General features: G+C 42.8%; 15 protein-coding genes. 13 read left to right on the top strand and 2 right to left on the bottom strand.

Features of this window, described 5'->3' with window-relative positions:
* Window positions 1-2: 2 nt before the first annotated feature.
* Together J3P43_RS10820 and J3P43_RS10815 are read right to left on the bottom strand one after the other, a co-directional pair.
* On the bottom strand, window positions 3-1703 hold the full coding sequence (locus J3P43_RS10820; protein WP_255902128.1) for a ribulokinase: 1701 nt from the start codon (window positions 1701-1703) through the stop codon (window positions 3-5).
* A 118-nt stretch (window positions 1704-1821) separates the two neighbouring features.
* Window positions 1822-2532, bottom strand: a complete 711-nt coding sequence (locus J3P43_RS10815; protein WP_255902126.1) for an NUDIX hydrolase — start codon at window positions 2530-2532, stop codon at window positions 1822-1824.
* Between the two features lie 148 nt (window positions 2533-2680).
* Here J3P43_RS10815 and J3P43_RS10810 point away from each other — a divergent pair, with 148 nt between their 5' ends.
* From J3P43_RS10810 to J3P43_RS10750, 13 genes are all read left to right on the top strand, one after another.
* Entirely contained in the window at window positions 2681-4225 is a 1545-nt protein-coding gene (locus J3P43_RS10810) for an alpha-N-arabinofuranosidase (protein WP_255902124.1), read from the top strand.
* A 163-nt stretch (window positions 4226-4388) separates the two neighbouring features.
* Window positions 4389-5009 (top strand): RNA polymerase sigma factor, encoded by a 621-nt coding sequence (locus tag J3P43_RS10805; protein ID WP_255902122.1) that lies wholly within the window; start codon window positions 4389-4391, stop codon window positions 5007-5009.
* 118 nt (window positions 5010-5127) lie between these two features.
* Window positions 5128-6150 carry a FecR family protein gene (locus tag J3P43_RS10800; protein ID WP_255902120.1) on the top strand — a complete coding sequence of 341 codons (1023 nt, stop codon included), beginning with the start codon at window positions 5128-5130 and terminating at the stop codon, window positions 6148-6150.
* Between the two features lie 40 nt (window positions 6151-6190).
* A complete protein-coding gene (locus tag J3P43_RS10795; protein WP_255902118.1) occupies window positions 6191-9523 on the top strand; it encodes a SusC/RagA family TonB-linked outer membrane protein in 3333 nt (1110 codons plus the stop codon).
* A 27-nt stretch (window positions 9524-9550) separates the two neighbouring features.
* Complete coding sequence (locus J3P43_RS10790; protein ID WP_255902116.1) at window positions 9551-11101, top strand: RagB/SusD family nutrient uptake outer membrane protein; 1551 nt, start codon at window positions 9551-9553, stop codon at window positions 11099-11101.
* 41 nt (window positions 11102-11142) lie between these two features.
* The gene (locus tag J3P43_RS10785; RefSeq protein ID WP_255902113.1) at window positions 11143-12621 is read left to right on the top strand and encodes an arabinan endo-1,5-alpha-L-arabinosidase; all 1479 of its coding nucleotides are present in this window, start codon (window positions 11143-11145) and stop codon (window positions 12619-12621) included.
* A gap of 162 nt (window positions 12622-12783) precedes the next feature.
* On the top strand, window positions 12784-14760 hold the full coding sequence (locus J3P43_RS10780; protein ID WP_255902110.1) for an alpha-L-arabinofuranosidase family protein: 1977 nt from the start codon (window positions 12784-12786) through the stop codon (window positions 14758-14760).
* A 1-nt stretch (window position 14761) separates the two neighbouring features.
* Window positions 14762-15772: an arabinan endo-1,5-alpha-L-arabinosidase gene (locus tag J3P43_RS10775; protein WP_255902108.1), complete on the top strand. Its 1011-nt coding sequence runs from the start codon at window positions 14762-14764 to the stop codon at window positions 15770-15772.
* Window positions 15773-15809: 37 nt separating this feature from the next.
* Entirely contained in the window at window positions 15810-16823 is a 1014-nt protein-coding gene (locus J3P43_RS10770) for a glycoside hydrolase family 43 protein (protein ID WP_255902106.1), read from the top strand.
* 138 nt (window positions 16824-16961) lie between these two features.
* Entirely contained in the window at window positions 16962-19256 is a 2295-nt protein-coding gene (locus tag J3P43_RS10765; RefSeq protein ID WP_255902104.1) for a glycoside hydrolase family 127 protein, read from the top strand.
* A gap of 93 nt (window positions 19257-19349) precedes the next feature.
* Window positions 19350-20528: an aldose epimerase family protein gene (locus J3P43_RS10760; RefSeq protein ID WP_255902102.1), complete on the top strand. Its 1179-nt coding sequence runs from the start codon at window positions 19350-19352 to the stop codon at window positions 20526-20528.
* A 72-nt stretch (window positions 20529-20600) separates the two neighbouring features.
* Window positions 20601-22538 carry a glycoside hydrolase family 97 protein gene (locus tag J3P43_RS10755; RefSeq protein WP_255902100.1) on the top strand — a complete coding sequence of 646 codons (1938 nt, stop codon included), beginning with the start codon at window positions 20601-20603 and terminating at the stop codon, window positions 22536-22538.
* Window positions 22539-22652: 114 nt separating this feature from the next.
* Window positions 22653-26723: a hybrid sensor histidine kinase/response regulator transcription factor gene (locus tag J3P43_RS10750; protein ID WP_255902098.1), complete on the top strand. Its 4071-nt coding sequence runs from the start codon at window positions 22653-22655 to the stop codon at window positions 26721-26723.
* Window positions 26724-27000 lie beyond the last annotated feature (277 nt).

Here is a 27000-nt window from a genome sequence, read left to right as displayed (position 1 = left end):
AATTAACTGTTAACCATCTGTCCGGTCTCTGATGCCGTAAAGCTTTCAATGAAATTACCGGCTTCAGAGTATTTCTGATAACGTTTCGCAAATACAGCAACACGTTCTGCGTTCGGATGATACTCTGCGTCAAACCCTTGACCCATCGCAGCCATAGCATCTTCTACTTTCGGATAAAGTCCTGCTGCAGTGGCGGCGAACATTGCCGCACCAATTGCACAAGTTTGATCTGATTTGTGGATTTTGATAGGCATATTCATTACGTCGGCCATCATCTGCATAATGAAAGGCGATTTTTTAGCAACGCCGCCCATTCCAATCAGTCCTTTAACGGGGATACCCTGATCGATAAACCGGTCTACAATTTTCTTGGCGCCGAAGCAGGTTGCCTCTACCAGTGCGCGGAACATTTTTACAGCATCGCTGCCCAGATCAAGACCCAGAAAAGCCCCTTTCAATAATTGACTCGCATCTGGCGTACGCCGGCCGTTTAGCCAGTCTACTGCCAGTTCGCCCGATTCTTCGAGCGGAAGCTGATCGGCGAGTCTGCTCAGCTCGGGGATGATCTTGCTTTCCACTTCCTCAATTAATTTTTTTGCCGTTTCGGCGTCAATAATACTTGATTGAGCCAGAAGGTTCTTCAATGGCCAGGCCAATACGTTTTTATACCAGGCATAAGCATCTCCGAAAGCAGATTGCCCGGCTTCCATACCGATCATCCCGGGGATAATTGAACCATTAACCTGTCCGCAGATTCCATTTACCAAAGTATCTTTAACCTCGTTGGCTGGGGCTACCAGCATGTCACAAGTGGATGTACCCATCACCTTGCTTAAATAGTAAGGTTCTATCTGACCACCTACGGCACCCATGTGAGCATCAAATGCGCCTATTCCTATCACTACATCTGTAGAAAGGCCCAGCTTTTGAGCCCATTCTGCACTCAGTTTACCTGCTTGTTCTGCTGACGTATATGTTTTGTTCGAAAGTTTAGAAGTAATGCCTGCTAAAACAGGATCTAAAGACGCAAAAAAGTCTTCCGGCGGTAAGCCACCAAATTCTTCGGCCCATAAGGCTTTATGACCAGCAGAGCACACCCCGCGTTTTATTTCAGATGCCTTTGTCCCACCTGTAAGTAAGAATGGGATCCAGTCGCAATGTTCCACCCATGAAGCCATGGAATTTCTTACCGCCTCGTCTTCTCTCAATACATGCAATAACTTGGCCCAAAACCATTCAGACGAATAAATACCGCCAACCAGTTGAAGGTAATTTGTTTCAAACTTCTCGGCATGTTCATTTATTTCGGCTGCTTCTTTTACCGAAGTATGATCTTTCCACAATACAAACATCGCATTGGGGTTATTCTCAAATTCGGGTAGAAGCGCGAGGGGGACGCCATTTTCATTAACAGCAACAGGAGTTGAGCCCGTTGTGTCTATCGAAATGGCTTTAACTGATGCGGCTATATCTTGTCCGGCCAGAGCGAGACATTCTTTAATTGTTTTTTCCAGCCCTTCCACATAATCCAGCGGATGCTGCCTGAATTGGTTCTCTGAAGGATCGCAAAACAATCCTTGTTTCCAGCGCGGATAATAGTATACAGAAGCTGCTACTTCCTGCCCGTTTGCTGCATTTACCAGTACCGAACGTACAGAGTCGGTCCCGTAGTCCACACCGATCACAAAATTTTGAGTATTCATAAATATCGTTATTCGTGTCTAAATAACACTTATTTTTTCAAATATTAAAATACTAATTGAATTTATGTGAAAAAAATCGAAAGCGTAGCGACTTAAAGTTAGTCTAAATTGCAGTGGATTAGGCGGTTAGGAAGGCCTGTGGGTTGGGTATAAAGTTCAGAAAGGCCTGGAATTTATCCTTATAAATTGCCGGGTCCAGTTTATAATAATAGGCCCCTTTTTTTGACCCGCCTTTATCCTTTTCATCCTGTCGTATCAGTAAACCGGTGGATAAAAGTTTCCGGCTGAAGTTACGTTTGTCGAGTACGGTATCATATACATTCTCGTACAAAGTTTGAATTTGCGGAATAGTAAATTTTTCTGGAAGCAGTTCAAACAGCAGGGGGTGTAATGCCGCTTTGTAGCGAAGCATTTCCCTTGCTTTTTCTACCATGTTATTGTGATCGAAAATGAGCTTTGGAGCTTCCTTCAAAGGAAACCACTCAGCGTGATAATCGTCACTCAATTGCTTCTCATATTTATGAATGTCGATAAATGCAAAGTATGCGATGCTTAGGGTACGCTCGATAGGGTCGCGTTGCGGCTCGCCAAAGACCTGCATTTGCTCCATATAGACACCTTCCAGACCTGTAAGCTGTTTCAGAATCCGGGCTGCGGCTTCGTCTGTACTCTCGTTGGGCTCCATAAAGCCCCCCATTAAGCTCCATTTATTCTTCTCTGGTTCAAAACCTCGTTGAATAAGGAGCAGCTTAAGAATTTCGCCGTCGAAACCGAAGATGATGCAATCGACTGCAACGAGAATCCGGGTTTGTTTGGAGTATCGGGTCATTTTCCATGCAATAATAAAATATATATGTCAATACCACAATTATTGTATCGAATGATTATAATTGTACTATTGACATTTAAAAAATCTTTTATACTTTTAACCCGGTAAAGGCTGCAGCCTTGAAGTGTTGAACCAATAAAACCAAATTATGAAGAAATTATTTCCACTGGTATGCCTGGTAGTCTATTCTGTTGCAGGAATAGCGCAGAGCCCTGTTAATATTAGCTTGAATCCCGGAGAAGCTAAGCATGTTATTAATAAACATATTTACGGGCATTTTGCAGAACACCTGGGCAGAAGCATTTATGACGGATTTTATGTAGGAGAGAAATCCAGTATTCCTAACACAAATGGGATAAGAACTGATGTTGTAGACGCTTTGAAGAAGTTAAAGGTGGCCAACCTTCGTTGGCCGGGGGGATGTTTTGCCGATACGTATCACTGGAAAGATGGAATTGGGCCTAAAGACAAAAGACCAACCATAGTAAACACCTGGTGGGGAGGCGTAACAGAGAATAATAGCTTTGGAACCCACGACTTCTTAAATATGTGCGAGCTATTAGGCACAGAGCCGTACCTGGCGGGTAACATGGCAACAGGAACTCCCCAGGAGCTGATCGACTGGGTTCAATATGTCAATTTCTCTGGCGAAAGCCCTATGTCCAAACTCCGCCGTGAGAATGGCCGTGAAAAGCCATGGAACGTAAAATTCTGGGGAGTTGGAAATGAGGCCTGGGGTTGCGGAGGGAATATGACTCCGGAGTATTATGCAAATGAATTTAGAAAGTATTCAACCTTTATGACTGGTTGGAGCAATGATAATAATGTGTTTCGCATAGCATCGGGCGCAAATTCTGCGGATTACAACTGGACGGAGGTAATTATGAAAAACGTTCCGGGAAATTTAATCGAAGGAATGGCGCTTCACCACTATTCTGTGATAGATTGGGGTAAAAAAGGCCCGTCGACAGCCTTCACCGAAGACCAATATTTTACAACGATGCAGCGGGCGCTCCAGATGGAAGAGCTGGTTACCAGGCATTCAGCCATCATGGATAAATACGATCCTAAGAAGAAGGTTGCCCTGGTGGTAGACGAATGGGGTGGATGGTATGAAGTGGAGCCAGGTACAAACCCCGGCTTTCTCTATCAGCAAAACACTATTCGCGATGCGATGATTGCAGGAGTAACACTTAATATTTTCCACAATCATGCTGATCGGGTGCGAATGGCTAATCTTGCGCAGGCGGTAAATGTGCTGCAATCGGTTGTCTTAACGAAGGATGCCCAGATGATTTTAACTCCTACTTATCATGTAATGGAGATGTATAATGTACATCAGGATGCCACCTTGATTCCATTAAAGATTGAAAATGTTAATGAGTACACCCTGGGCGACCGCAAGCTGCCTGCTGTTTCAGCTTCCTCATCACGCGATAAAAATGGAGTTGTTCATATTTCGCTGGTAAATATTGATGCCGGCAAGGGCCGTGATATAGTTTTGGATTTGAAGGGGCTTAAGGCAAGTGCCGTTACTGGCCGTATCCTGGCTTCCAAAAAAGTGCAGGATTATAATTCGTTTGAAAAACCTGATTTGATTAAACCGGCAGCGTTTAAAGATGCTAAGATAAAGAATGGCAAATTGGAGCTGAAGTTGCCCGCTGCGTCTGTAGTGGTTCTTGCACTGAAATAACAATTAGAGAAAAGCCTGCTTCCAAAAGCGGGCTTTTTTTTATGATTTTTTTAAATGTTATTTTGACAATTGTTGTTTTTTTTAGTATTATTGATTAAACCAATTAGTACACCGATTCCCTAAGCTTCGGCTTAAAAACCAGTGCGTTATAACTTTTATTAAAATGGCTTTAAAAACATCGAAGAGTGAATGTTTTTCGGAGTTTGCTGAGGATGAAAACTCTGTTTGGCGCCTGTTCAAAGCGGGAGACAAAGCGGCCTATGCATGTTTGTATGAACAGTATTCGGCGTTGTTGTTTCGCTATGGGTGTAAGGTAGTATCTGATAAGGAGTTGGTAAAAGATTGCATGCACGATCTCTTTACCGAAATATGGCGTAATAAGACTAGTCTATCAAACCCTGTTTCGGTAAGAAATTATCTCGTTAAATCTTTACGGAATAAACTTATCCGTGAATTAAGTAAACAAGCCAAATTCATAAGTAATGAGATCCTTGATGAAACGGAACAGGGGCATGTAAATTCCAAAGAATTTGACTGCGTTTTCAGCGAGACGAAGCATGAGAATGAAAAAAAACTGATCCGGGCTCTGAGAACGCTGACTAATAAACAAAAGGAAGTTATCTTCTTATTGTATTACAATAATCTGAGTCCCGCAGAGGTTGCGGCGATTATGTCTGTTTCAGTTCGCACAATTTACAACACTGCATTTAATGCAGTCCAATCATTAAAAGCAGAAATGGCGGCAGCCATGATCCTTTTGTTGTTACACAAAGATTCATTTTAGCAGAACGTTTAATTACTTTTTTGCTCTTTTTTAATTTTTTTAAAAAAAAATTAAAAAAGCTTGGTAAAAAAGGTGACTTGCTGTCTAATGTATATAAACCAACCAATTAAAAGTTTATATGCATTTCCAAAAGTTCAGCCTTGACAGTCTAATTCTCGACCCTGATTTTATAAAGTGGGCTAAAAGTCCCATTAAAGAAGACGGCTCGAGATGGATAGAATGGGCATCGCTGAGTGCCGAAAATAAACGTATCGTAGAAGAGGCAAGAGAGATTATTCTCGAACTTGCACGAGACGAAGATACTCCGGTTCAACAAGAGCTTGCTGAGTTATGGAGCCGTATTTCTGCTTCAAATGAGGCTTTCGATGGTCAGCAAACCCGTTCACCGCGAATAGGTCTCTTAGGTATGATCAAAACATGGCAGCGGGTTGCTGCTGTGGTGACAGCATTTCTGTGTGTAAGCATCCTCGCATTTCTTTTCCTGAACCGGGATATAGAATGGGAGACCACCTATGGGCAAAATAAAAAGATCATCCTCCCGGACGGGTCTGTGGTAGTCTTAAATTCCAACTCTTCCGTTTCGTATCCGTCAAAATGGGAGGACGAGTCTCCCAGGGAAGTATGGTTAAAAGGAGAAGGTTTCTTTTCAGTTACTCATAAAAGTAATTCACAACGGTTTGTGGTGCATACAGACGATCTCGATGTTCAGGTTTTAGGCACCAAGTTCAATGTTAATACCAGACGTGGAAAGACGCGGGTGATCTTAAATTCTGGTAAGGTTAAGCTATTCCTGCAGAAAGAGCAAAGCAGAGTGGTAGAAATGCGACCGGGGGATTTGGTTGACTTCTCTGCCACTCAGGCACGCTTACTGAAGAGAGCGGTAAAAGCATCTAACTATAGTTCCTGGGTAGAAAATAAACTTGTATTTGAAGAAAGTACTTTAAAAGAAGTAGCGCAGGTTTTGGAAGATAGTTATGGATTCAAAATAACGTTTACCGATCCGGAACTCGCAAAACTCAGCTTTACAGGTACCATAGATTCGGGGAATGTAGATCTCCTGTTCACTATCCTTCGCAAAACGTTTAATCTTTCAATTATTAAAGCAGAAGAAAAAATTACTATTCAAAAAAGCAGCCAGTAATTTAAGAAAACCAATTATTAACCAAAATAAATCAAAAAGAATGAGAAGTTTTATACTCGGAGTTTATGCGGTGTTGCTAATAGCTGAGCCAGGCTATGCGCAAACCGATGCCTTGTCAAAACCCTATGCTTATGCAAGCGCCGACAAGGTCGATTCAACCAGGCCGCAGCGAGAAAGGAGACAGCAGTTGTCGGCTGCTTTGAAATCTCTGGAGAGCCAATACAATGTTCGTTTTAATTATAACAGTAAGCTGGTCAAAGACAAGGAGCTTAGCATCAATTCGATAGGTGTGGGTACACATCTTGAAGAAGTCCTTGGCAGAATATTAGAACCGTTTGCGCTAAGTTATGAGAAGGTTAAAGAGAATTATTACATCATTCTTAAAAATGAAAGAAATTTAGCAGATGTTACGGTTCAAGGTACAGTGACGGATAATGCGGGAGAGCCGCTTCCTGGTGTTAGTGTGCGTTTAAAGGGAAGTACGTTAGCCGTTACCACCGACGTAAACGGCACTTATTCGCTTAATATTCCAGACGGTAGCGGCATATTGGTATTTAGCTATATAGGTTTTACCACTCAAGAGATTCCCGTAGATAGTCGTACCGTCATAAATGTGAAGTTGCTTGACGATTCTAAAACGTTGCAGGAAGTTGTTGTAGTTGGTTATGGTACGCAACGGAAAGTTGATATTACCGGTTCTGTAGCCATAGTGGACGTACAGGATATGAAACAAGTTTCGTCAAACGATGTCGGACAATTGCTTCAGGGCCGCGCATCTGGTGTAACGGTTAACAGTGATGGCCAGCCGGGGGCGTTTCCGCAAGTGAGAATTAGAGGGATTGGTACCTTTGGAAACTCAGACCCTTTGTATGTAATTGATGGCGTGCCAATTAACGGTGTTCCACGAGATTTCAATCCAAATGATATTGAATCGATGCAGGTGTTAAAGGATGCATCGGCGGGTGCTGTTTATGGTTCACGTGCGGCTAATGGGGTTATAATTATTACTACCAGACAGGGAAAGAAAAACACTCCATTGAAAGTTGAGTACTCCGGATACTATGGCGTAGACAAAGTATGGCAAATAATGCCGGTGACTTCGAGGGCAAACTATCAAAACTTAAACAATGAAGCCCGTTTTAATGCTGGAAAACCGTTAGCGCCGGCGAATGATCCCAATTCACCAAGATACATTACCAACATCAACACAGACTGGCAGGCCGAAGGGCTAAAAACTGGCAATCGTCAAAACCATTATATAAATTTTTCGGGCGGAGGAAATAACACTACCTACAACGTGTCAATGGACCTGTTTGATAATAATGGAACCTTTGTTGGTAACGGGCCAAGTTATAAGCGTTATACGGGGAGGGTTAATACAACCGCTGAGAAGGGGATATTTAAAATCGGTCAGACGTTAAGTTATACACGTTCTCAAGAAAACGGTTTGACAAACGGTGACGGCGTTTTGCTTGGAGCCCGACCACCGCTAATTAATGATCTGGTTTTCGCAATTCCTACTATGGCGGTTTATGATTCGTCTGTAGACGGGGGATTTGGAGGAACCTTACAGGAACGCGAAGATGCTATTTCCTTAAACGGGATAGGATATAATAGTCTGGTGAAAAATACAGCTGATGTTGACCGTATATTTGCTACAGTTTATGGTGAGTTGCAGCTGCTAAAGCTAAATGGACATAACCTGAAATTTAAAACTAATTTAGGTTATGATCGTGTAATGGTCCGTAACTACGGTTTTATTCCCACTTTCAATCTAGGGTATTTTTTCCCTAATCCCACTGCCAGGGTAAATGATAATTCAAGAACTATCGGAAGCACACTAATTGAAAACACCTTGGCCTACGAAAAAGCGTTTGGCAAACATTCTTTAAATCTATTAGCAGGGCAAATGTACCAAAGAGATCTGGACCTACTCAGAACGGGTTACGCTGAAGGGTATCAGTTTCCCGAACTGCCGGTTTTGGCAACGGGTGAAACAAACACTGCAGGGTCTGACGATCGGTACCATGGACTTGCATCTTATCTGGGCCGTATTAATTATAATTTTGATCAGAGATATTTACTGACAGCAACTGTTAGAAGGGATGCATCTTCAAGATTTGCCCCGGTAAACAGAGTAGGGTATTTTCCTTCTGTGGCATTAGGCTGGCGCATAAGTGAAGAACCGTTTTTTAAAGGATCCGATGCTTTTATTTCTAACCTGAAGATTCGGGCAAGTTATGGTAGGTTAGGTAATGAGAATATTGTAGACTATGCCTTTACGCCCCTCATCAACCCAAATGCAGTATATACTTTCAATGATCAGAGGGTAATCGGGGGGATACAGACTAATGTAGTTTCTGAAACTATCAAATGGGAAGACAGAACCACTTCAAATATTGGATTTGATGCAACTTTCCTAAATGGCCGGTTTGATTTATCAGCTGAGTATTATAATGCCAAAAGTGAGGATATTTTAATTGGAATACCAATTCCGGCCTCTGTCGGATCTATCAATGCTAATCCCACAGTAAATGCTGGATCGTTGAGGAACTCAGGTATAGAGGTTACGACTGGGTTCCATAAAAGTTCAGGAGACTTTAAATTTGATATCTCTGCAAACTTTACTACAATAAAAAATAGGGTGCTCGCACTAGGGAATAATGTGAAACACCGCGACGGCGTGGGTTCAAGATCGGAGCTTGGTGGCGAGGTGGGAAGACACTATGGATGGGTGGCTGATGGCTTATTTCAATCGAAGGAAGAAATTACGGCTCATGCCTTCCAGTTTCCTGGAACAGCGGTTGGTGATATAAAATTCAGAGATCTGAATGGCGATAATATTATTAACGATGCCGACAGAACATATCTGGGAAGTGGAATCCCTAAGTATACATATGGACTGAATTTTAATACTTCGTATAAGCGTTTTGATTTTACAGTATTCGCTTCGGGAAGTGCAAAGTTCTTGATTAATAGCAGGCTTTATCGGGACTTAATGCATACTGCCGGAGATGCGAATTACCATCAGGACATCATTAACCGATGGACCTCAACAAACACCAATACTAACATTCCGCGCTTAAACTGGGACGATGAAAACCAAAACGGACGTGATTCAAATCGCGAAGGCTGGTTGCAGGATGGTACTTATCTAAGGATAAATACCTTGTCTCTTGGATACACCTTGCCTGCATTTATTAAAGGATTGTCAAGTGCCAGGATTTACACAACTGCTCAAAATATCTATACTTTCCAAAAGTACAAAGGCTATAATCCTGATTTTACTGCGGGTGTATTAGAGCCTGGTTTTGATAATGGTTCTTATCCCAAGCCAAGAAGCATAATGTTTGGCGTACAAGTTGGATTTTAATCGATGGCTATAATTTAAGAAATAATCATGAAAAATTTAAAATTCTATATACTGGGCGTAGTTTTCTTAACGGCCTGCGATAAAAAATTAGATCTTGTAGATCCCAATCGTCCTACATTAGCTAGTTATTGGAAATCAGAGACACATGCATTTTCGGGTATAACCGGAGTTTATAATGCCCTGATAACAGACGGTACTTATCAGCGTTCTTTCCCAGGACTGACCGATAGCCGTGGTGACGATTTTCGAGGAGACAGTCCTTGGGGCGATTTAGAGCAAACAGGAAAGTTTATCATACCGAACACCTCTGCACCTGTACAATGGATATGGCGCGACTTGTATATGGTCGTTTTTCGGGCAAATCAAGTTATTCAAAATGTTGAGCGGATGGATCCTGCCACGATCAGACCCGAAGCAAAAAACAGAATTATGGGCCAGGCGTATTTTCTCAGAGGTTTGGCTTATTACAATCTGGTAACCACGTTCAAAGCGGTTCCTCTAATAACAACGCCGCCAATAGACCAAACGGAGTATTTTCCAGCAACTGCATCGGAAGTTGATTTATGGAATCAAATATTCTCAGACTTCGAATCGGCTGAGACTATGTTGCCTGTTACCTATGACGATGTTGATGGCCCTGATAAAGGACAAAAAGGCCGCGCGACGAAGGGCGCTGCTGCCGGGATGCTGGGAAAAGCCTATTTATACAGGGAGCTGTGGCAAAAGGCCGCCGACCAATTCGATAAGTTCTTTAAAGCGCCGTTGCAAGGAGTTTATTCATTAATGTCCGATTATCGCGATAATTTTAAGGCCACTAATGAGAATAATGCCGAGTCGTTATTTGAGGTTCAATTTAGTGCAGAAGGTGGATCTGTGCCAAATTGGACTGGTGAGCCGAATGCCAACTGGCGTCAGTTCGAAGCTTTTTCTATCACCTACGGTATGGACGGCAAGGGTTTTTCAGATTATCTGCCTACCAAATGGATTTATGATGAATACAAACTCGAAAAAACCACAGATAATAAAAGCGATCCCCGTTTGTTGGCGACCATTGCCAGCTACGAGCCTGCCGACAACTCTACAATGGCCTATGGCGTTCCATGGCCTCATCCTCAGGACCGGATTTACCCAAGGAAGTATACCTATGATGGTTTAGGTCCGGCACTCGAAACTTTTGAGGGTGGTGGTATCAATTATCGGGTGCTGCGTTATGCCGACATCCTATTGATGTATGCCGAAGCTTTAAACGAATTAGGCAGGACTCCAGAATCGTATCCGTTAATTCAGCAAGTTCGAAACAGGGCTAAACTGCCCAATCTGAGCTTAATAAAACCCGGAATGACTCAGCCTCAAATGCGCGAGCAGATTTATCATGAGCGGGCTTTAGAATTCGCCATCGAGGGTCAGCGTATAAACGATATCATTCGCTGGAAATGGTTATATAATCCTACCAAGCTGGCCATGCTTAAGGCAAATGATGCAGATTTCAATACCTGGACGCCCGGGAATGAGTATTTGCCAATTCCACAGTCGGAACTTGCGGCAAACAACAACCTGTCTCCCAATTCAGCTAATTAACCGAAAAGAGAACTAAGCATTGAGCTTACAAAAAATAAGATATGTATAAATCAATCAGTAGAGTTTTAACTCCAGCACTTGTCGCGCTGACGCTCTTTACCGGCTGTAAGAAAGTGGTCGAGCCGATGACAGAGGTAGATCCGGGGATTTTCGCAGAGAAGCCCTTTGATATCAACAACATCAACGATACTTATTCCGCTATAAGCTCCTCGGCCTTTTACCGGCAGTGGGGACCTTATAATACTCATGATCCATCTATTATTAAGGACGGAGAGTGGTTCTACAGCTATAGTACAGACGTTCAATATGGTGGTACGGCACGTGTGGGCATCATGGTACGTAAATCAAAAGACCTGGTGGATTGGAAATATGTAGGATGGGCAGTAAACGCGCTTCCTGCTATGGCAGTAAATCATATAACCTCTAACGGAGCTACCCCGGTAAATGGGCTTTGGGCGCCTTATATTATGAAAGTTGGTTTCGAGTTCAGACTGTATTATTCGCTCGCTCCAACTGTGGGCCGCACAAGCGCTATCGGTTTACTTACCTCTGCATCCCCGGAAGGGCCCTGGACAGAAGAGGGGCTGGTGGTTACTTCGGTTAATTCAGGTCCGGGAACAAACGCGATAGACCCCTCGGTGGTAGTTACTCCATCCGGACAACATTGGATGGTATATGGATCGTCCTGGGATGGCTTGTTCGGGCTTCAGTTAAACCCTCAAACGGGCCTTGCCCTGGCATCTGGCGATAAAGGGACGAGAATAGCCAGGAGGGGAACCACCAACGGTGTGATCAACGGAAACCTCGAAGGACCTGAGATTATTTACAACGCTCAAACCAATATGTACTATTTGTTTGTAGCTTACGATTGGCTTTCTACAAAGTATAATGTAAGGGTTTTCCGGTCGGCCAATCCAAACGGTCCGTTTCTTGATTGGAACGGTGTGAACGTCGATAATACATTCGACAACGGCCCGATGATTCTCGCTCCGTATAAATTTATGGATCACGGAGGCTGGGCTGGTGTATCGCACGTTTCTGTGTTCCAGGATAACGGGCAGTACTACATGGCGCATCAGGGTAGGCCGGGTGTTGACCGGGCATTTATGGTGATGCATGTTCGGAAAATTTTCTGGACACCGGAGGGCTGGCCAATTGTGTCGCCGCAAAGGCATGCGAACGTTCCAAACACTGCTGTAGCACAGAGCGAGATAGCTGGCGATTATGAACAAATAGTTCAGGGATATGCAACGGTGCCAGGCTTTGATAAAGAGCAGACCGATCCTCAATATAACGTTGCCTTTAATACTACATTAAATGCTGACGGAAAAATTAACGGAGATCCTAATAACACCTGGGCATACAATGCACCATGGCTTGAACTTCGTTGGGCTGGCGGCTTATTTATTGATAAGTTGCATGTGTCAAGGGAACGCGACTGGGAAAAGAAAAAAACGTCAACTTTGGTCATGACCGGATTAAACGGTGGCGGCCTTTCGATCTGGATGAAAAAAAAGTAAATCCCTGCTGTTCTATAAAACCTGCTGTATCGCTTATAGCAGGTTTATTCTTTATAAAGGTTTTTAATAAATGTTCTTTTGACAATTGTTAATTTAATATCTTTAGAATTCTACTTCCAATTATTATCATTTGAAACTGTCAATTATACCTCTTCATATATTATGAAAAAAATATTTAAGCTTCTTTTTGCTATACCGGTTTTTCTGATTTCCATTCAGTCGATCGTATTTTCTCAAACTTTCAAAATCAAACCCAACCAACACACCGCCACCGTATCGCCCAACATGTGGGGCGTCTTCTTCGAAGACATCAACATGGGAGCCGACGGCGGAATTTATGCCGAATTAATAAAAAACCGATCCTTCGAATTCTATAAACCCTTAATGGGATGGACGGTGCTTGGAAAGAAAGAAGAAGGTGACCTGTTAGTTCTGAACCGCGAAGCAACAAACAGTGCCAATCCCCGATTCTTGCGGGCTAAAGTCAATAATAAGAGAAAAGGCGACATGGGAATTGCCAATGAAGGTTTCCGTGGGATGGGGATAAAAAGCGGGTTACGATACGACTTTTCTGTGATGTACCGCCAGGCCAATCCGGGTGTAAAAATGCATTTGGAGCTCATAAATTCAAAAAATGAAGTGATTGGAAGAGGAGAGATAAGCCCCTCCGGCGCCGGTGACGAATGGAAAAAACAGTCGGTTAGTTTTAACGCAACAGCTACCGAGCCTAAAGCCAAACTTAATATCTGGTTTGAAGGCAGTGGGGTAGTTGATTTAGATATGATTTCCTTATTTCCATCAGATACCTGGAAAGGACGCCCGGGTGGAATGAGAGCCGATATGATTCAGTTGCTGGCAGATATGAAACCGGGCTTTATCCGATTCCCGGGAGGCTGTATTGTTGAGGGACACGATCTTTCTCTGCGTTATCAGTGGAAAAAGACCATTGGTCCGGTTGAGGAAAGAGAACTTATTGTTAACCGTTGGAACTCTGAATTTGCACACCGACCAACGCCAGATTATTTTCAAACCTTTGGACTCGGCTTTTTCGAGTACTTCCAGATAGCTGAAGATATTGGTGCGGAGCCTCTTCCTATTCTGAATTGCGGTATGGCCTGTCAGTTTAATACCGCCGAGGTAGTTCCTCTTGACCAGTTAGAGCCTTATATTCAGGACGCTCTCGACCTTATTGAATTCGCAAATGGTGATGCAAATTCAAAATGGGGGAAGGTTCGTGCTGAAATGGGACATCCTAAATCTTTCAACTTAAAAATGCTCGGCGTAGGTAACGAGAACTGGGGCCCGCAATATGTTGAGCGCCTTCAGGTTTTCCAAAAGGCAATTAAAGCTAAATATCCAAATATTGAGATCATAGCCAGCTCGGGAACCGACCCAAGCGGCGATCGCTTCGATTATTTGAACGCAGAGTTGCGCAAAATGAAGGTTGAAGTTATTGATGAGCATTTTTATCGCAGGCCTGAATGGTTCCTTGAGAATGCTGCCCGCTACGACAATTATCCCCGAACCGGCTCTAAAGTTTTTGCAGGCGAATATGCCGCCCAAAGTGATAAAACTGTTAGTGTGAACAATAAAAACAACTGGCAGACAGCAATTGCAGAAGCAGCGTTCTTAACTGGTCTTGAGCGTAATGCAGATGTGGTGGTGATGGCATCGTACGCACCTTTATTTGCTCATGTAGACGGCTGGCAGTGGACTCCGGATATGATCTGGGTAGATAATCTGCGCTCGTATGGTACACCGAATTATCACGTGCAAAAACTATATTCTACTAATAAGGGCACCAATGTAGTTCCGATACTTCTTGACAATAAAACCGTTAGCGGACAGGATGGGTATTATGCATCGGCTACCGTTGATAAAAACACAAAAGAGCTTATTATTAAGGTGGTAAATAACTCTGATAAATCGCGAAACGCTGATTTTGAAGCTGAGGGAATAAGGTTTGGATCTAAGGGCACTGTAACCAGCGTTGCATCGGGAGATTTGGAAGCTGTAAACTCTCTGGATAAACCTGCAGAAATAAGCCCGAAACAAACACCTGTATCTGTAAAGAATAAGAAGGTTGAAGTTCGGCTTGCGCCATATTCTTTCAATGTTATACGTATTAAAATGATCTAAAATGAAAAGACTTATTCTGGTTTTTCTGTTCTTTCACAGTCTTCTGTATGGCCAGGAATTACGTACAAATATTTCAGTTCACGATCCTGTTATGGCAAAACAGGGAGATACCTATTATCTTTTCTGCACCGGGCAGGGAATATCGATCTGGTCGTCAAAAGATTTAACGAACTGGAAACGGGAAAAGCCGGTCTTCTCCGAAGCTCCCAAATGGGCCGTCGAGGCTATCCCAACTTTTAAAGGGCATATTTGGGCGCCGGATATTAGCTTTTATAATGGCAAATATTATCTCTATTATTCTGTATCCGCGTTCGGAAAAAATACGTCTGCTATTGGTCTGGCTACAAATACTACCCTCGACCCATTGGGCGCAGATTATAAATGGGTAGACCACGGTAAGGTAATTCAATCATTTCCGGGTAAAACTAACTGGAACGCCATTGACCCCAATATTATCGTAGACAAAAAAGGAACACCTTATATGAGTTTTGGATCGTTCTGGGACGGTTTGAAGCTAGTTAAATTGACACAGGATAGGATGAACATAGCTGAGAATCCAAATAATTTGCAAACGATCGCAAGTCGTAAGCTAAAGCCTGGTACAGAAAATCCCCCTTCGATAGACGACAATCCAAAAGATGCGGGAGGAAATGCAATCGAAGCCCCGTTTATTTTCAAAAAGGGGAAATACTATTATTTGTTTGCCTCTACAGATTATTGTTGTAAAGGCCCGAAACGTACTTATAAGATGATTGTTGGCAGGTCCAAAAAAGTAACCGGGCCTTATCTCGACAAACACGGTGTTTCAATGGCACATGCCGGCGGTACACTACTAATGGAAGGTGATAAAAACTGGTATGGAGTGGGGCATAATTCCGTTTATAATTTTGATGGCAAAGATTATCTGATTTTCCATGGATACGATGCCGCCGATGCCGGCAGGTCGAAATTACGGATAGAAACATTAGAATGGGATACTAAAGGCTGGCCATTCGTAGTGGCGCGGAATTGAAGCTATTCATTGTTCAGTACGTTTAAATAAAAGATACATGAAGAATATTGTTGCCGGCTTGTTAATAATTCTCTCTGGCGGAATGCCGGGCTTGTTCGCACAAACTGCCACGGGCCAGCTAAGTCAATCACAGCCGCCGCCCCGCAACTTGCATTTGAGCGAAATTATGCTTCGGGACGCTTGTATCCTGACTGACGAAACAACAGGCACATATTATATGACCGGTCCCGGAAGGCGCGCCAGTGTAGTGCAGTATACAAGCAAGGATCTAAGAAACTGGCATGGTCCGAAAACGATATTTAAAACGCCGGAAAAGTTTTGGGGCGATACCGCTATAAATTCGATATGGGCACCAGAGCTTCAGCATTATCGGGGCAAATACTACCTCTTCCTAACCTTTAGTACCGATCAGCTATTGCCTGAACAATGGCTTAACTGGCGGCCCAGAGTTGTTCGCGCCTCACAGATATTGGTTGGAGATAGTCCGGAAGGGCCCTTTAAACCGTTTAACGATAAAGGAATAACACCAAAGGGCATGATGACGCTGGACGCCACTTTGTATGTGGAAGACGAAAAGCCGTATGTGGTGTATGCTCATGAATGGGTACAGATTTCGAACGGCACAATAGAGACAATTGCATTGAAGGATGATCTGTCGGATACTATCGGACTGCCGAAATTGCTCTTTCGGGCTAATTCCGCTCCCTGGGTAGAGGTGGCGTCTAAAGAAGAAGGTTGTTACGTTACAGACGCACCTTATTTCTATAAAAGTAAATCAGGAAAGCTTTTTATGATTTGGTCGAGCTTTACTTCCGGAGGGTATTCGGTAGGAAACGCCATCTCCGAGTCTGGACGACTTGCAGGGCCCTGGACGCACGATCCGAAGGCGCTATACACCAAAGACGGTGGACACGCCATGTTGTTCAAAACATTAAAGGATAATAAACTGATGATGATATTTCATTCGCCAAACGGGCCCCAGGCGCAACCTCGTTTGTTCGAAATGGAAGATACCGGCACTACACTTCGGATTCTTAAGGAGTTTCGTTAACAGCATTATCTTTTACGGCAAAACGTTTTTAAAATAATTCCTGTAATTTCAGCGCTCCAACTAATCCCGATGAAAAGGCTAATATTTTGTTGTTTATTAACTCTATTATATCTCGCTGGATATAGCCAGAAAAATACTTTGCAGAGTTTTCCTCTCTCGCAGGTGAAAATTGGCGACGGTCCGTTTAAAAATGCCCAGCAAACCGATTTGAAATATATCCTGGCCCTTGAACCCGACCGCCTGCTCGCTCCTTTTTTAAGAGAAGCCGGTATCGAACCAAGAGCGAAGCTTTATGGAAACTGGGAAAATACGGGCTTAGACGGGCATATTGGCGGACATTATCTTTCTGCACTTTCGCTGATGTATGCGGCAACCGGCGACGGCGAGATGCAAAAACGTCTTAACTATATGATCGACTGGCTTGAGACTTGTCAGAAAAAGAGCGGAAATGGTTATGTTGGTGGCATCCCCGGAAGTAAGGCGCTTTGGGAAGATATTGCAAACGGTAAAATCAATGCCGAGAGTTTTGCACTCAATAAAAAATGGGTGCCTTGGTACAACATACATAAGCTATATGCAGGCCTGGCAGATGCATATCTTTTAACAGGTAATCAAAAGGCGAAGACGGTCTTAATAAACCTGTCCGACTGGTGTTTAAATCTTACATCAAAACTTTCCGATGAACAGATCCAAACGATGCTTCGCAGCGAACATGGCGGCATGAATGAAGTGTTTGCCGATGTCGCACTCATCACGGGCGATAAAAAATACCTTGAACTTGCCCGTAAATTTTCGCATCAAACTATTCTGCAGCCCTTGCTTCAAAATAAAGATGCCTTAACGGGACTCCATGCCAATACACAGATCCCAAAAGTAATTGGATTTATGCGAGTTGCAGAGTTAGAAGGTGATAAAGAATGGGCCAACGCCGCAAACTTTTTCTGGGAGACCGTTGTGCAAAACCGAACAATATCTATCGGTGGAAACAGCGTACGCGAGCATTTCAATCCGGTGAATAATTTTATGCCGATGCTTGAGTCGAAGGAAGGGCCGGAAACCTGCAATACCTACAATATGTTGAAGCTAAGCAAGCGTTTATTCCTTTCGAATCCTCAGGCGAAATACCTCGACTATTACGAGCGGGCCATGTATAATCATATCCTTTCATCTCAACATCCTGAAAAAGGAGGCTTTGTTTATTTTACACCTATTCGTCCCCAGCATTACCGGGTTTATTCAAAAGTCGACGACAGTTTTTGGTGCTGCGTGGGATCAGGCCTGGAGAATCATGGAAAATATGGCGAGCTGATCTATGCTCATACCGATAAGGATCTCTTTGTAAATCTATATATGGCATCCGAACTCAACTGGAAGGAAAGGGGCATCAAATTAATTCAGAAAACAGAATTTCCGTTTAAGGAAACCTCCGAAATCAAGGTACAGCTAAAGGGTACTAAAACATTTGCGCTTAACCTGCGGTACCCATCCTGGGTTAAAAACGGGGGGATGAAACTACGCATCAACAATAAGCCGGTGACATACCAAAGGGATGAATCGGGCTATATTGCGATCAAGAGGAGCTGGAAGAATGGAGATGTAGTATCGGTAACATTGCCAATGGAGACAAAGGCTGAGCCTTTACCGGACAACTCCCCCTGGGTGTCGTTCGTGCACGGGCCGGTTGTTTTAGCCGCAGTAACGGGAGACGCCAATATGCCCGGCCTGATTGCAGATGGCACTCGTATGGGCCATATTGCCAATGGACCTCTGTATTCGTTGGAGGATGCACCAACTATTTTATCTGCTCAAAATAAATTTAAGCCTTCACTGGAACGCGTGCCGGGTAAACCGCTAGCATTCAGGGCTTCGAACTTAATTTACCAGGAGAAGTATAAAAACCTCGAACTGGTCCCGTTTTTCCAGGTACACGATGCACGTTATATGCTATACTGGCCGGTAAATACAGCCGAGAAGATAAAAGCATCTCAAGAATTATTGCGTCAGCAAGAAACTATGAAGCTTTCACTTGAAGCTGCTACCATCGACCAGGTTGCGCCGGGAGAACAACAACCTGAATCTGACCACAACTTCCAAAGCGAAAAATCCGAAAATGGTGTATTTAAAGATCGGCACTGGCGCCATGCGCAAGGTTGGTTCAGTTATGATCTTAAAAATCCTGATAAAGCTGCACGAAAACTTCGTATAACGTACTACGGAGGTGATAATGGTAGAAATTTTGATATTTATATGAACGATTTTCTTCTTCAAACTGTGAAGTTAGATGGGGCAGGTGGAGATAAATTTATTGACGTTGACTATACATTGCCGCAGGAACTGGTGAATAAATTTTCGGGTAAGCCCCTGAAAGTAAAATTTGTCGCTCATCCTGGTTCTATTGCTGGGGGCGTTTACTACGTGCGCCTGCTGAAGTAGTGTCCGGATTAAAATAAATAATTGTAATGTTGACAATTTTATAAATAATCATTTACTTTAGAGCTTTATCTCCAAAACCCAAAATAAACTAAAATGAAAACCAACTTAGTGCTATTTTTAGCCGCAGGCATTTTGTCTTTGTCGGCCTGTGATTCGTCGCAACAGCAAACCGGCAATTCAGATTCAACAAGTACAGATTCAACTTCAAATATGATACCCAGTAAAGCAAATTATCAGGATACTGTTGAGGGAAAAGCAACAGATCTATATGTATTGAAAAACGCTAATAACATGCAGGTTGCGATCACCAATTTTGGCGGCCGGGTTGTAAGCATTATCGTTCCTGATAAGGATGGAAAAATGACGGATGTGGCTTTAGGGTATGAAAAGCTTTCGGGTTATCAGAAAGCAAATGAGCCTTATTTTGGAGCCATTATTGGCCGCTACGGCAACCGGATCGGAAATGCTCAGTTTCAGCTGGACGGAAAAACATATAAACTGGCGGCCAACAACGGCCCTGCCTCTTTACATGGCGGCCCGACCGGTTTCCACGCAAGAGTTTGGGATGCTAATCAGGTGAATGATTACACGCTGGAACTTTCTTACGTTTCTAAAGATGGAGAAGAAGGTTTCCCTGGTAATTTGACCTGTAAGGTTGTTTACACGCTAACTGATGATAATGCTATCAAAATAGATTACACGGCAACTACTGATAAGGCAACTGTAGTAAACCTTACCAACCATACTTATTTTAACCTTAATGGTGAAGGTAATGGAGATATTAACGACCACATTTTAAAGATAAACGCTACAAAGTTCACACCTGTTGATGCAGCTTTAATCCCAACAGGCGAATTGAAGGATGTGGCAGGCACGCCTTTCGACTTTACCAAGCCAACCGCAGTTGGTGAGAGAGTTGATGCAGATGATGCACAGTTAAAACTGGGTAAAGGATACGATCACAACTTTGTGTTGACAAACGGAGATACCACAATGAAACAGGCCGCCTTAATTACCGGGCCGAAAACAGGTATCAGCATGGAAGTTTTAACCACCGAGCCGGGTATCCAATTCTATGGTGGTAACTTTATGGAAGGTAAAGAGAATGACGGAAAAGCAGGAAAAGCCTATCCGTTCCGTACAGGCTTTTGTTTAGAAACTCAGCATTTCCCTGATTCACCTAACAAGCCATCTTTTCCAACTACGACTTTAAAGCCAGGAGAAACTTATAAAACCAGTACTATTTACAAGTTCACCGCGGCTCAACAATAATAAAAATTAATCAGGAAAAGGCTTTTCAATCATACGCGGTATGCATTGAAAAGCCTTTGTTATGTTACAACCATGAAAAAGACCTTTTCTCTTCTTTGTATTTCTATTATTGCGGTATTTACTTCCTCTGTAATAGCGCAGCATGTGGTAAAAAGTCCGGATAAAAACTTATCAGTTAAGATTTGGCTGGGCCCCGCTGGCAATGCTGTTTATTCCATCCACAATAAGAAAGTTACTGTATTAGAAGAATCAAAACTTGGCTTGGTTCGAAACGACGAAAATTTTAGCGCAAACCTTTCATTTGTTTCTGCTTCTCCGGTTTACCCTGTTTCTGAGCGGTATGAGCTTTTAACGAGTAAATCCCGTTTGAATGAATATCATGCTAATAAGCAGGTATTTAGGTTAAGAAGCCAGAAAGGCCAGCTTCTTGACATCATATTTCAAGTGTCAAACGACGGTGTAGCATTCCGTTATTTTTTTCCGGAAAGTTCTGGCGAGATAAAAAAGATTAGTGAAGAATTGACATCGTTTAATTTCAAAGCGGATGCCACTGCCTGGTTGCAACCAATGTCTGATGCTAAGACCGGATGGGAAAAAGTGCACCCATCTTATGAAGAATATTATCAGCAAAATATCCCGGTAGGAACACCTTCGCCTATTAAAGCAGGTTGGGTTTACCCGGCCTTGTTCAAGACAGGAAAGAATTGGGTGTTGATCACAGAAACCTTCCCTAATGGCGACTATTGCGGAACCCGGCTCAAAGCCGAATCGCCTGGCGGTGAATATAAGGTTGGATTCCCTCAGCCGGAAGAAGTTTTTCCTGGAGGAGCATTAAACCCGGAATCGAAATCACCATGGTATTCTCCGTGGCGAATAATTACAGTAGGCTCTCTGAAAGCCATTACTGAGTCTACGTTGGGAACCGATTTAGCTGCGCCTGCTGCGGTAAAGCTGGATGCTGCTGTAATTAAGCCGGGCAAATCTTCCTGGAGTTGGGCGATTCTGAAAGATAACTCGATTCTTTACGATGTCCAAAAGCGATTTATCGATTATGCAGCAGACATGCGCTGGGAGTATTGTTTGATTGATGTAAACTGGGACACGCGTATCGGATACGACAAAATTAAAGAGCTTGCTGACTATGCAAAAACAAAAAACGTTGGCCTGATATTATGGTACAATTCGGCCGGAAGCTGGAATAGTACGCCTTACCATCCAAAAAGCGCCCTTTTAACGCATGAACAACGTGTTAGGGAGTTTAAACGCATACAGGACATAGGTATTAAAGGTATCAAGGTAGACTTCTTCGGCGGCGACGGCCAGTCGATGATGAACTATTACATTGACATTTTAAAGGATGCGGCTGCTCATAATCTGCTGGTGAACTGTCACGGCTCAACCTTGCCCCGTGGATTACAACGCACTTACCCTAACCTTGTATCGATGGAAGCAATCAAAGGCTTTGAGTTTGCAACTTTCGAGCAGGCAAATCAGGATGTACAACCTGGTCATTGCACCATTCTCCCGTTTACCCGTAATGCCTTCGACCCAATGGATTATACACCAATGGTGTTACATGAGATTCCGAATATAAAACGCAAAACAAGTAATGGCTTTGAGCTGGCGCTTCCGATACTTTTCCTTTCGGGAGTTCAGCATTTGGCGGAAACGCCGGAAGGCATGAAGCAGGTTCCAGAGTATGTTAAAGATCATTTACGCAATTTGCCCGCCTATTGGGATGAAGTCAAGTTCATAGAGGGTTTCCCCGGAAAGTCGGTAGTTATTGCCCGTCGCTCCGGCAGCAAATGGTATGTGGCTGGTATAAACGGCCAGGCGTCAGAAAGTCGCATGGACCTGGATCTGTCATTTTTAAAAAAATATAGGGGTACGATAATCACTGACGGTGATGCGCCATTTTCCTTTGAGCAAAGACCGATAGCTGCTTCAAGGAAAACTAGCCTAAGGGTTAAGCCTGCCGGCGGGTTTGTGATGGTATTTAACGAAAAATGATAAAGTGAATGGTTTCTGTATCCGTGATTTGCTGATAATTATTGGATACTAAACATTGTATCAAATTATCTATCTTAGTTATCGAACCTGTTGTGCTTTAACCATTATTTTCCAATGCGATATCTGCTTTTCTTAAGTGCCTGTCTGCTTTTCCTGCAGCCATCGAAAGCCTCTGATAATCCACAGCTGGATTATTTAGGTATAGAGCACGGACTTTCAAATAACGCGGTTAACTGTATTTATCAGGATAAGTACGGCTTTATGTGGTTTGGTACCTACGATGGCCTGAACTTTTTCGACGGCTATACCTTTAAAACCTACCGAAATCGACTGAATGATCCAAACTCGCTGGTAAATAACTGGGTGGTTGCAATACACGAGGATTATCGGCATAACATTTTGGTGGGCACGAAGCAGGGGGCAAATATTTTCAATATAGTTACGGGTAAGTTTTCGCTGGTTCAATATCGCCCATTCAAGGAAGAGAAGGTAGAGCAGCTTAGTTATGCAACCAACGGCTTCGATAGCGACAAATCCGGAAATGTATTTATAGCCACCGCAGGAAGGGGATTAATCATTCTGGAGAAAGGTAGCAAAGCGGGGCATCAAATTCCGTTTCACGTAGACGGGCATAATGGGAACTACCATGTTCAATCGGTTAAGGTTGATAACAATAATCGTGTTTGGCTTTTTATCCAGGGATATGGATTAGCGCTTTATGATCAGAAGAACAAGTCTATAAAAATTATAAATTCGGTCATTCAGGTAGCAAAATGTATCCAACCTGATGGCGCAGGTAATGTATGGATTGGAAACGAGTATGGAGTTCATGAATACCATATAAAATCCAGGAAGATTATCTCCCATCACGAGGAAGAAGGTTTTTTGTCGGCTAATAACATTCATGGACTGCTGTTAGACAGAAGCGGCCAGTTATGGATAAGTACCGACGGCGGAGGGGTAACTATCCTTGATCTAAAGTCGAGGAAACTGCGTTATTTATTACCCGGAAAAGATAAAGGTATGTTGACTAGTGGGGCGGTTAATGCGGTTTTTGAGGATAAGGAAGACCGGAAATGGATTGGTACATTACGGGGCGGTATTAATGTTCTTGACAGCCGGAAAAACCGTTTTAAAACCATCGCCCATAATCCTTTGTCAAAAAATTCCGTCCTCAGTAATTTTATCCTTTCTTTTTGTGAAGACAAAAAATCTAATGTCTGGATTGGTACCGATGGAGAGGGCATAAGTTATTGGGATAGAAAAAATAATCTGTTTACCAATTATCGTCACCGGCTTGCCGATCCGAAATCCCTGAGCAATAACAATGTCGCAGGTATTGTAAGCGATTCTGCTAATGAAATTTGGGTCGCTACCTACGGAGGTGGTATTAATAAATTTAATGCTTCGTCAGGTTCGTTTATACCTTACAGCTGCTATAACCCAGTAACAAAAAACACTGACCAGAACGCCTGGGGGATTTATGAGGATAGGAAAAAGACCTTGTGGGTGGGTACCTGCACCGGCGGCGGGGTATATCAGTTAAACAAAAATTCCAATAGGTTTGAATTATTTGATGCCAGCCTGGGCGACATACTTTCGTTTTTTGAGGATAATGACGGAAATCTTTGGGGTGGCAACTTCACTGAATTAGTTAAAATAGACCGGTTTACAAAAAAGCACAAACGATACCTATTCGGCCGGGTGGTACGGGCCATTTACGAAGATAAAAAAGGCAGATTCTGGGTGGGTACCGAGGGAGCGGGGCTTTTGTTATTTGACCGAAAGACTGGTAAGTACGAAACGTATACAGAGGATGAGGGCCTGCCAAACAACGCTATCCTGAATATTTTGGAAGATAATGCCGGCAACTTGTGGCTTAGTACCTTCAACGGATTATCGCGTTTTAATCCAACAACCAAACGGTTTAAAAATTTTTATGAGTCAGACGGTTTGCAGAGCAACCAGTTCAACTACAATGCCGCATTAAAATTAAGATCGGGGGAACTGATTTTTGGAGGGATAAAAGGATTCAATATTTTCTTCCCTCAAGAGATAAAAAGCCTCAGCAACTCTCCAAAGCTCATAATAACAGGCTTGCGAACTAACAATATTCCTTATGGTCAGGAAGGTTCCGCCCACGAGTTAAAAAACATCTACGAGGTTGATGAAATAACCCTGCCATACGATAAGGCAGTCTTGTCGGTCGATTTTGCAGCGTTGGAATACTCATCACCCAATAAGATCTTTTATTCATATTATTTAGAGGGCTGGGATAATAACTGGAATCATGCAGGTAAAACCAGGACTGTCAACTATTCGAAGCTGCGTGAAGGAAATTATCGCCTTCGTATAAAATCTACTAATGCAGAAGGTGTCTGGTTAAATAATGAAAGAGTTTTAGTGGTAAAAGTTCTGCCTCCATGGTGGCGATCGTGGTGGGCATATTGTTTATACGGGATCAGCGCTTTATCAGCACTTTATCTGTATACACTTTATCATAAGCGCCAGAACTATTTAAGATACCAGATTGAACTCGCTAATTTAAAGGTCGAGCAGGAAAAGGAATTAAATGAGAAGAAGCTTTCGTTCTTTACGAATATATCGCACGAATTCAGAACCCCGCTCACCTTGATCATAAGCCCTATTCAAGAGTTTTTGAACAGCCGTAACGCACAGGTCGATTCAAAAGAATTAACAGTCGTTTATAGAAATGCCCGCCGGTTACTTAGTTTGGTTGATCAGTTGCTTCATTTCCGAAAATCTGACGCTGATGAATTAAAGGTAACTAAGTTTAATTTGGTGGTTTTTTGTAAGGAGGTATACCTGTGCTTCATACAGCAGGCAAAGTCTAAGAACCTGGATTTCGAGTTTATTTGCGATGCGAAGGAAATTGAGATTTATGCCGACAAAGAAAAAATTGAAATCGCTTTGTTTAACCTGATCTCAAACGCTTTCAAATTTACACCCCTTGGCGGGAAAATAAGTTTCAGCCTGTCAGACTCGGATTCTGAAGTGCAGCTCATCATAGCAGATACTGGCCCAGGGATATCAGACGAAGTCGGCGAAAAGTTATTCGATAAGTTTTATCAGGTAAGTGATAAGGAAAGTAACAATAAAACAGGGTTTGGAATCGGCTTATATCTAGTTAAAAAGTTTGTCGAAAATCACTCCGGAAAGGTTTCGTATTTAAGCGAAAAGGGTAGAGGCACAATCTTTAAAGTCGAGTTGCTTAAGGGAAAAGACCATTTTGACTCGAAATTGGTATCAGAAAGTCTGGGCGAAATGCCGGTTTTCCTTGATGAATTGGTTGGAAATGTTTTGCCAGAGATGCCAGAGGCGCTTTCGGACGGAAAAGCAGACATCGAGCTCGTATCTGAAAAGGCAACTATGCTTATTATTGATGATAATGAGGATATAAGGAACTATATAAAGAGGATTTTTCAGTCGAGCTATACAATTATTGAGGCTGGCTCTGGTGAGCAAGGATATTTATTAACCCAAAAGCATATACCGGATATCGTTATTACCGATGTGGTGATGGGTGAAATGAGTGGGGTAGAATTGTGTTTGAAGATAAAAGAAGATCCGGCTTTAAGCCACATTCCTGTAATTCTATTAACTTCTAGCTCTTCGGCCGAAATTAAATTGAAAGGGGTTGAAGGCGGCGCTGACGACTATATTACAAAGCCCTTCGATAAAGATATTCTTATTGCCCGGGTTATCAATCTGCTGAAGAGCAGAACGAATCTTCAAAGGTTTTTTTATAATCATATCACATTCAAGTCCGACGATTCCAAAGTTTCTCCCGAGTTTAAAGACTTTCTTCAAAAGTGTATTACAATAACTGAAAAGCACCTTGATAACCCCGATTTTAATATCAAAACGCTTGCTGATGAAATCGGGATCAGCCACTCTGCGCTGTATAAGAAAGTAAAATCTATTTCCGGCAAGTCGATAAACGAATTTATTCGATTTATACGCTTGAGAAAGGCGGCTGAGTTATTTATCAACTCTGATTGCAACGTAAACGAAGGTGCGTTTCAGTCGGGCTTTAACGACATAAAGTATTTTCGGGAGCAGTTTAGCAAGTTGTTCGGAATGAAGCCTTCCGAGTATATAAAATCGTATCGCAAACCGTTTAGCCAGTCGTATAAGCTCAATCCAAAAATTACGAAAAGTTAGAATTACCAGGCCAGGTTTTTTAGCCGTTTTAGTGTTTTAGAGTTCAGAAGTACTGATAATCTCAAATTTTGATCAGAACCCCCCTTTCATTTTCTCATTTTACCCCTCAAAGGCCAGCAGGATTTATTCAATATTTGAATGCGGCGCGAATATCTGCGTTCATGACAATGCGATAAAACTCAATAATGGTTTGATGACAAAGCAAAAGCGTAAATGCCTTTTTCTTATGAGCAGAGTATTGTCCGTGCAAAAATGTGTCTTCCGTTTTAAAATACGC

It is taken from the genome of Paradesertivirga mongoliensis (genome assembly GCF_024436395.1).
Lineage (GTDB): Bacteria > Bacteroidota > Bacteroidia > Sphingobacteriales > Sphingobacteriaceae > Paradesertivirga > Paradesertivirga mongoliensis.
The sequence above is the reverse complement of the archived record's forward strand: the minus strand, read 5'-3'. Positions and strand labels throughout refer to the sequence as shown.